The organism is Frisingicoccus sp. (assembly GCA_016298055.1).
In the GTDB taxonomy this organism is placed as follows: Bacteria; Bacillota; Clostridia; order Lachnospirales; family Lachnospiraceae; genus Frisingicoccus.
The window spans coordinates 1-6,552 of sequence record JAEDDO010000100.1; the positions used below are offsets into that span (position 1 = coordinate 1).

Below are 6,552 nucleotides of genomic sequence, written 5' to 3' on the forward strand. Positions count from 1 at the left end.
AAAGATCGTGGCTATTATGATGAATGAGATTTCAGACAGAGCCCTGGATCAGATGGGAATTCATCTTCATACGTCGGAAGGGGTACTTCGTTTACTGGCGGAGGCCGGTTTTGATCCGGTATATGGTGCCCGTCCGCTTAGGAGAGCGATCCAGAATAAAGTCGAAGATCTGTTGGCTGAGGAGATTCTTTGCGGCAGGATCCACCGGGGCGATCAGGTTCGGCTGACATTAGCGGGAAAAGAAATTAAAATTTCTATAAACTGACCGAATAGTCTGGAATAATTATAAAAAATAAGGTATAATGAATGCATAAAACACCTGTTTTAAAATCACATACAGGGTGAAGAGATACTGTTCGATAAAACAGTGATCGAATTTAGGAGGATAAAATACTATGGCAGTAATAAGCGAATTAATCCGTTCAGAAGCTGATGGTACATTAAGCTTTGGAGATTACACTTTAGCACAGAAGTCCAAATTATCAGGATTTGAATTTGAAGGGGACAGTTATAAAGTAAAGACTTTTAAAGATATCACTAAACTGGAAAAGAATGAATCCTTTGTTTATGAATCTGTACCGGGTACAGCAGTACAGCATATGAAAGTGACAGATCGCTCAATTGAATTTCAGGTAGAGGGCGAAGAGCAGGCACAGCTCACACTTGAGCTTGAAGCGGAGAACGAATATGAAGTGTTGATCGATGACTTCCATATGGGTGTTATGAAGACAAATCTTGGGGGCAAGTTAGTTATCAGTGTAGAATTTAACGGAAAACCTCAGACAGTTGTGATTCGTAAGGTGTGATCAGGAATATAGAAGGGCTGTTACGGTTGTAACAGCCCTGTTTTTTGTTGTATAGGAAAGTTCGAAAAACTTTCCTATACAACAAAAGGTTGATTTTTAAACGCGATAGTGTGCGAAGCACACGTTGTTCTAATATTGTGGAGGCAAACAAATGGCGAAGGGGAAAACTGTTTTTTTCTGTCAGTCCTGTGGATATGAATCTGCAAAGTGGATGGGACAGTGTCCGGGATGCCGGGAATGGAATACATTTGTGGAAGAGACGGTTATTACGTCCGTAAAAGGCAGCGGTAAGCCGATGGTACAGAGGCGAGAGGAGCCGACCTTGTTTTCGAAGGTGACAAGTGAAGACAGTATGCGCATCTCAACAGGTATTAATGAATTTGACCGGGTTCTCGGCGGCGGGATCGTGACCGGATCAATGGTGCTTGTGGGAGGCGATCCGGGAATCGGAAAATCAACGCTCCTGCTTCAGATGTGTCTTCTTCTGGCATCGAAAAATCATAAAATATTATATATATCCGGTGAGGAGTCGCTTCAGCAAATCAAGCTTAGGGGAGACCGCCTCGGACATTTTGGTGGAGACCTTATGATGCTTTGTGAGACGGATCTTGAGACGATTCAGAGGGTCATTGAGCGAACACGGCCGGAGCTGGTCGTTATTGACTCTATTCAGACGATGTGCAAGGGGGATGTGAGTTCGGCACCGGGCAGTGTATCTCAGGTAAGAGAGTCAACGGGGGTCTTTATGAAGATTGCTAAATCCCAGGGAGTGACAGTATTTATTGTAGGCCATGTCACAAAAGAAGGTGTTGTGGCAGGGCCGAGAGTTCTTGAACATATGGTGGATACAGTGCTTTATTTTGAAGGCGAGCGCCATGCGGTGTATCGTATTCTTCGGAGTGTAAAGAATCGTTTTGGTTCGACCAATGAAATCGGTGTGTTTGAGATGGGACAGAATGGCTTGAAAGAGGTTTTAAATCCGTCCCAGTATCTGCTTGACGGCCGTCCGGAGGGGGCATCCGGATCAGTTGTTGCCTGCATTATGGAAGGAACACGTCCGGTGATGGTGGAGGTCCAGGCACTGGTGTGCCGAACAAATTTTAATATGCCCAGGAGAACAGCGGCGGGCATTGATTTTAACCGGGTCAATCTTTTGATGGCGGTTATTGAGAAACGACTGGGATTTTCTTTGTCGAACTGGGATGCTTATGTGAATATTGCCGGAGGAATGAAACTGAACGCGCCGGCTATTGATCTGGCTGTCGTTGCGGCTATTATTTCAAGCTTTAAAGACTTTCCTGTGGATGAAAAAACCGTTGTTTTCGGCGAAGTCGGTCTTTCCGGTGAGGTCCGGGGAGTCAGTATGGCGGCTCAATGTGTTCAGGAAGCAAAAAAACTTGGATTTAAGCGATGTATCCTGCCAAAAGTTAATCTGGCAGGTCTGGGAGAAAAGAATGGAGATATCGAACTGATCGGTATTGATAATTTACATGATTTTATACAAAAGATATGCTTGTAATATAAGGGGGAAAATATTATGGAGAGGAAAATAAAAAAAAGTCGCTGGAGAGGGCTTATCTCTTATTATAAACCATATGCCGGTCTGTTTGCCGCAGACATGATTTTTGCGATCATTGGTGCAGCAGTGACTTTGGCGATTCCGCTGATTGTGCGGTATATTACGACGGATGTGGTTTTTTTGCCCGGAGATGAGGCAATCACAAAGATTGTACAATTCGGACTTCTTATGGCCCTTCTTGTTTTTGTTGAATTCGGCTGCAATTTTTTCATAACCTATTACGGACATCTGATGGGAACCTATATGGAAAGAGACTTGAGAAATGAGATTTTTGAACATTATCAAAGATTATCCTTAAGCTTTTTTGACAGTGAAAAAGTCGGCCATCTTCTTTCAAGAGTGACCGCCGATCTGTTTGACATTACAGAGCTTTTACATCATGGTCCGGAAGATCTGACCATATCTGTTATTAAAATTTTGGGATCCTTCATTATTCTTTATCGCATTACACCGGTTCTGGCTGTTACGGCGATGATCATGGTCATCATTATGGCGGTGTTTGCGATCGGAATGAACCGGAAAATGAAAAAAGCCTTTGCCGCAAACCGGGCACGCATCGGTGATATTAACAGCCAGATTGAGGACAGCTTGTCAGGAATTCGTGTAGTAAAATCCTTTGCAAATGAGTCCGAAGAGATGAATAAATTCCGGGAGGGTAATGATCGTTTTGTAGCCTCAAAACGAAAAACTTATCGCTATATGGGATTCTATCACTCTTTTACAACCTTTCTTACGACAATGATTACGGTGGTATCCCTCATCGTGGGTGCATTTTTGTTGACGCAGATGCGGATGTCTGTGACAGACCTTGTTACATTCCTGTTATATGTGGGTTATTTTACAGAGCCGATCAAGAAACTTATTAACTTTACCGAACAATTTCAGAACGGTTACAGCGGATATACACGTTTTTGTGAAATCATGGAGATTGAGCCGGATATTGTGGAACGGGAAGGGGCTCTAAGCCTTGAAAGAGTCGAGGGAGATATTAAATTTGAAAATGTATCTTTCCACTACATGGATACAAATGAAACGGTATTGAGCAATGTGTCGCTCCATGTAGAAGCCGGTGAATATGTGGCTATCGTGGGAAGCTCCGGTGTTGGAAAAACCACATTATGCAGTCTTATTCCACGCTTTTATGATGTAACATCGGGCTGCATTCTTCTTGATGACAGGGATATCCGTGATGTAAAGATCAAGGATCTGAGACGTCAGATCGGTATCGTTCAGCAGGATGTCTATCTGTTTGGAGGAACAGTTCTTGACAATATCCGTTATGGAAAGCCGGATGCCACAGATGAAGAAATCGTTGCCGCCGCAAAGGCAGCAAATGCCCATGAATTTATCATGAATCTGGATCAGGGATATGAGACGGATATCGGACAGAGAGGTGTAAAACTTTCCGGAGGACAGAAACAACGCTTGTCCATTGCCCGCGTATTTTTAAAAAATCCGCCGATTCTTATTTTTGATGAGGCCACTTCTGCACTGGATAACGAAAGTGAAAAGATCGTTCAGGATTCTCTGGAAAAACTGGCTAAAAATCGAACCACTTTTGTTATCGCCCATCGCCTCAGCACGATTCGAAATGCTAAGCGAATTATTGTTCTTTCTGAAGAAGGCGTGGCAGAAGAAGGCACACATGCAGAGCTTTTGGAAAGACAGGGTTTATATGCGAAACTTTACGAAGCGGGACATTAAGACAGGGTGAAGGATTTATGATAAAAAAAGAAAAAAAGCTTATCATCACATTTTCCACGACAACAGATGCGATGGCAATGGAGATGGTATGCAAAAAAAGTGGGGCAGACGGTCGTATTATTCCGGTGCCGCCAAAGATTTATGCAGGATGCGGACTGGCCTGGTGCGCCAGACCGGAAAGCAGAGATGGGCTGTGTGCGATTATGGAACACAATGACATCTATCCGGAGGGACTTTGGGAATGTCTTGTATGAAGAGGTGATCAGATCATGATTTATTTGGATAATGCCGCAACAACGATGCAAAAGCCGGATTGTGTTGTCCGCGCGGTCACGAAGGCTCTCTGTTCTATGGGAAATGCAGGGCGGGGCGCTCATGATGCGGCTCTGCATGCTTCGAGGACGGTTTTTGATACGCGTATGAAGCTGGCTGATTTTTTTAATGCAGAGAATCCGAAACAGATTGTTTTTACAGCCAATTCAACAGAAAGTTTAAACATTGCCATTAAAGGTGTTTTAAATCCGGGAGATCATGTGATCACAACGGAACTGGAACATAACTCGGTGCTTCGGCCGCTCTATGAGATGGAAGAAAAAGGCATTGAGCTGACGATCATCAAGAGTGACCGGCAGGGAAACATCCGATATGAAGATTTTGAGGACAGTATAAGGTCAAATACGAAGGCAATCATCTGTACCCATGGGTCAAATCTTACAGGAAATATGATCGATATCGAAAAGGTCGGTAAGATCACAAAGAAACATTCGATTTTATTGATTGTGGATGCTTCTCAGACGGCAGGTGTATTTCCAATCGATGTGCAGCGGATGCATATTGATATTTTGTGTTTTACGGGACATAAAAGTTTGCTGGGACCTCAGGGGACAGGTGGGATGTATGTTCGGGAAGGGCTGCATGTGCGTCCGCTTCTTTGCGGCGGCAGTGGCATAAAGAGTTACAGTAAAAAGCATCCGGAGGAAATGCCTACGGCTTTGGAAGCAGGAACATTAAATGGCCATGGAATTGCCGGACTTGGTGCAGCAATTGAATATATTCGGGAAATTGGGATTGAAAACATAAGAGAACATGAGTCCGGATTGATGTGGCATTTTTATGATCAGGTGAAAGAGATTCCGGGGGTGACGGTATACGGGGACTTTACGGGAAAGGACCGGTGTCCGATCGTGTCCTTAAATCTCATGGATTATAATTCATCAGAGGTGAGTGATGCTCTGGCGATTCAGTATGATATTTTTACAAGGCCCGGAGCCCATTGTGCGCCATTGATGCATAAAGCACTGGGGACACAGGAGCAGGGGGCTGTCCGGTTCAGTTTTTCATATTTTAATACAGAGGAAGAAATTGATCAGACGATTTTAGCTTTAAAAGAATTGGCATCAAATAGTGAATAAGAAAGAGGAGGTTTTTATATGGCAGACAAAATTGTAGATGCACGCGGTTTGACGTGTCCGTTGCCGGTTGTCAATGCAAAGCAGGCATCAGAACAAATGAAGGAAGGCGAACAGCTTACGGTTATCGTGGATAATGAAGTGGCAGTACAGAATTTGCAGCGATTTGCAGGATACCGAGGATTTCCTGCGGAAAGTGAAAAGAGTGGTGAGAATGAATATCATGTCAATATTCAGATCACGGCCTCTTCCAATGTGATTGAAGAAAAAGAGGAAGAAGAGATATGTACCGATGACTGCAGAAAAGAGGGTATGGTCATTGTACTTTCTGCAAATGTTATGGGGACTGGGGATGAAAAGCTGGGAAAAGCTTTGATGAAAGCATTTGTGTTTGCTCTGACAAAACAGGATGTGCTTCCTGAAACCATCTTGTGTTATAATACGGGAGCTTATCTGACCTGTGAAGGTTCGGACTCTCTGGAAGACTTTAAGGCTCTGGAGGCCGAAGGTGTGAACATTATGACATGCGGCACATGTCTGGATTTTTATGGTATCAAAGACCGGCTTGCCGTAGGCGTTGTCACAAATATGTACGATATTGTCCAGACCATGGAAAATGCAAAAAAGGTTATTCGTCCTTAGAGGCGTAAAAAAGAGGAGAGGTCATGTCTCAGACACGACCTCCCCCGGCCAGTCATTAATACCACCGATTTCGATAATATTGGTATAACCCAGTTTTACGAGCTTTTCAGCAGCCTGTTTACTTCGATTGCCGCTGCGGCAATAGACAAAGATTAATTGATCCTTATCAGGAAGCTCGGAAGGTTTCTCTGTGCCAATGGTTTCGTTTGGTATGCAGATTGCATTCGGTATGTGACTTTCGTTATATTCTTCGATGGTACGTACATCCAGAATAATATAATCCTTTTCGGATTCCATCAGGTCCATGGCTTCACTCGCAGAAAGCTGTTTGTAGGCTGCTTCGGGCTTAGATACGGAACATCCTGTCAGAATCAGAATAAGGATAAGAATAAGTGGAAAAAAATGTTTCATT

Annotated in this window: 7 protein-coding genes and 1 pseudogene; 7 read left to right on the forward strand and 1 reads right to left on the reverse strand. The window is 43.7% G+C overall.

Annotated elements, in window-relative coordinates; genetic code table 11:
* The 7 genes and pseudogenes from QZZ35_RS08115 to yedF all read left to right on the forward strand — a co-directional run.
* Positions 1 to 265, forward strand: a pseudogene (locus QZZ35_RS08115) (ATP-dependent Clp protease ATP-binding subunit ClpC); the annotation flags it as partial.
* 130 nt (positions 266 to 395) lie between these two features.
* On the forward strand, positions 396 to 806 hold the full coding sequence (locus tag QZZ35_RS08120; protein ID WP_291234677.1) for an endosialidase: 411 nt from the start codon (positions 396 to 398) through the stop codon (positions 804 to 806).
* Positions 807 to 957: 151 nt separating this feature from the next.
* Positions 958 to 2,325, forward strand: a complete 1,368-nt coding sequence (gene radA / locus QZZ35_RS08125; RefSeq protein ID WP_291236945.1) for a DNA repair protein RadA — start codon at positions 958 to 960, stop codon at positions 2,323 to 2,325.
* 18 nt (positions 2,326 to 2,343) lie between these two features.
* Positions 2,344 to 4,089, forward strand: coding sequence for an ABC transporter ATP-binding protein (locus tag QZZ35_RS08130; protein ID WP_291236946.1), 1,746 nt, complete (start codon positions 2,344 to 2,346; stop codon positions 4,087 to 4,089).
* Positions 4,090 to 4,106: 17 nt separating this feature from the next.
* Positions 4,107 to 4,343 carry a DUF3343 domain-containing protein gene (locus QZZ35_RS08135; protein ID WP_291236947.1) on the forward strand — a complete coding sequence of 79 codons (237 nt, stop codon included), beginning with the start codon at positions 4,107 to 4,109 and terminating at the stop codon, positions 4,341 to 4,343.
* 15 nt (positions 4,344 to 4,358) lie between these two features.
* Complete coding sequence (locus QZZ35_RS08140; RefSeq protein ID WP_291236948.1) at positions 4,359 to 5,501, forward strand: aminotransferase class V-fold PLP-dependent enzyme; 1,143 nt, start codon at positions 4,359 to 4,361, stop codon at positions 5,499 to 5,501.
* Between the two features lie 18 nt (positions 5,502 to 5,519).
* Positions 5,520 to 6,140: a sulfurtransferase-like selenium metabolism protein YedF gene (gene yedF / locus QZZ35_RS08145; RefSeq protein WP_291236949.1), complete on the forward strand. Its 621-nt coding sequence runs from the start codon at positions 5,520 to 5,522 to the stop codon at positions 6,138 to 6,140.
* 21 nt (positions 6,141 to 6,161) lie between these two features.
* Here the strand turns inward: yedF and QZZ35_RS08150 are convergent, their stop codons facing one another.
* Positions 6,162 to 6,551 (reverse strand): rhodanese-like domain-containing protein, encoded by a 390-nt coding sequence (locus QZZ35_RS08150; protein WP_291236950.1) that lies wholly within the window; start codon positions 6,549 to 6,551, stop codon positions 6,162 to 6,164.
* Between the last annotated feature and the right edge of the window lies 1 nt (position 6,552).

What these genes read in the sequence shown, in the direction of transcription:
- QZZ35_RS08120 (WP_291234677.1), top strand. Translation starts at nt 396, where the DNA reads ATGGCAGTAATAAGCGAATTAATCCGTTCAGAAGCTGATGGTACATTA.
- radA (WP_291236945.1), top strand. Translation starts at nt 958, where the DNA reads ATGGCGAAGGGGAAAACTGTTTTTTTCTGTCAGTCCTGTGGATATGAA.
- QZZ35_RS08130 (WP_291236946.1), top strand. Translation starts at nt 2,344, where the DNA reads ATGGAGAGGAAAATAAAAAAAAGTCGCTGGAGAGGGCTTATCTCTTAT.
- QZZ35_RS08135 (WP_291236947.1), top strand. Translation starts at nt 4,107, where the DNA reads ATGATAAAAAAAGAAAAAAAGCTTATCATCACATTTTCCACGACAACA.
- QZZ35_RS08140 (WP_291236948.1), top strand. Translation starts at nt 4,359, where the DNA reads ATGATTTATTTGGATAATGCCGCAACAACGATGCAAAAGCCGGATTGT.
- yedF (WP_291236949.1), top strand. Translation starts at nt 5,520, where the DNA reads ATGGCAGACAAAATTGTAGATGCACGCGGTTTGACGTGTCCGTTGCCG.
- QZZ35_RS08150 (WP_291236950.1), bottom strand. Translation starts at nt 6,551, where the DNA reads ATGAAACATTTTTTTCCACTTATTCTTATCCTTATTCTGATTCTGACA.